This is a genomic window from Paraburkholderia sp. Ac-20347 (assembly GCF_017104805.1).
GTDB lineage: Bacteria > Pseudomonadota > Gammaproteobacteria > Burkholderiales > Burkholderiaceae > Paraburkholderia > Paraburkholderia tropica.
Genome location: NZ_JAAGPN010000627.1, coordinates 1 through 871, shown reverse-complemented (window position 1 = coordinate 871; position 871 = coordinate 1). Strand labels below are relative to the sequence as shown.

Here is an 871-nt window from a genome sequence, read left to right as displayed (position 1 = left end):
CGAGCGCGAGCGTGCCGAGCCAGCGCGCGGTGAGCGGCGCGACGGCGAGCGCGAGCAGCGCCAGCGCGGCCATGCTCCATGCGATGCCGGGCGCGACGTAATACGTGGAGCCGATCAGCAGATCGACGAGCACGCCGGCGCGCGGGTCGCCGCTCGACATCAGCGCGCCGACCACCGCCTGAAACAGCGCGCTGATCGAAATACCGACCAGCAGCAGACGCTCGGGCGCGAAGCGCGCGCGCCGACCGAACCAGAGCAGCAGCATCAGCGTCGAGAACGCCCCGGCGACGCAGCCCGCGAACAGCGCGGCGGGAACAATGCGCTGGCTCAGGAACAGCACGACGACCATGCCGAACATGCCGCCCGATCCCACGCCGAGCAGGTCGGGGCTCGCCATCGGGTTCGCGGTCATGCGTTGCAGCAGCGTGCCCGCGGTCGCGAGCAGACTGCCGGCGGCCAGCGCCGCGACGAGATGGGGCACGCGCCAGAACAGCAGGGCGTCGATATGCGCGCGCGTCGCGATGCTCCAGCCGTCGGCGCTGCGCGACACCATCAGCGAAAGCACGCAGACGAGCGGCAGCAGCACGGCCCACAGCAGCGGCAGCGCGCGAGGCGCGCGTGAATCGTGGTGCGGAGCGTGGGGCGCATGGGTGTCGGGCCGCGTGCGCAGACGCGGCAGCAACGCGACGAGCAAGGGCACGCCGACAAGCGCGGTCACGCTGCCGGTCGCGATCAGATGGGCGGAAAACACGTCGGCGCGCGCGGCGAAGCGCACGATTTCATCGGTGAGCCACAGCAGGGCCGCGCCGGTCAGCCGCGCCCACACGAACCGGTCTCGCAGGCCGCGGGCGCCCGGCAGGCCGCCCAACAA

The 871-nt window shown here is 72.4% G+C and carries 1 protein-coding gene; it reads right to left on the bottom strand.

Features of this window, described 5'->3' with window-relative positions; genetic code table 11:
* Window positions 1-826: iron chelate uptake ABC transporter family permease subunit (locus G3N97_RS39895; RefSeq protein ID WP_346778183.1), on the bottom strand; the 826-nt coding region annotated here is incomplete at its 3' end.
* Between the last annotated feature and the right edge of the window lie 45 nt (window positions 827-871).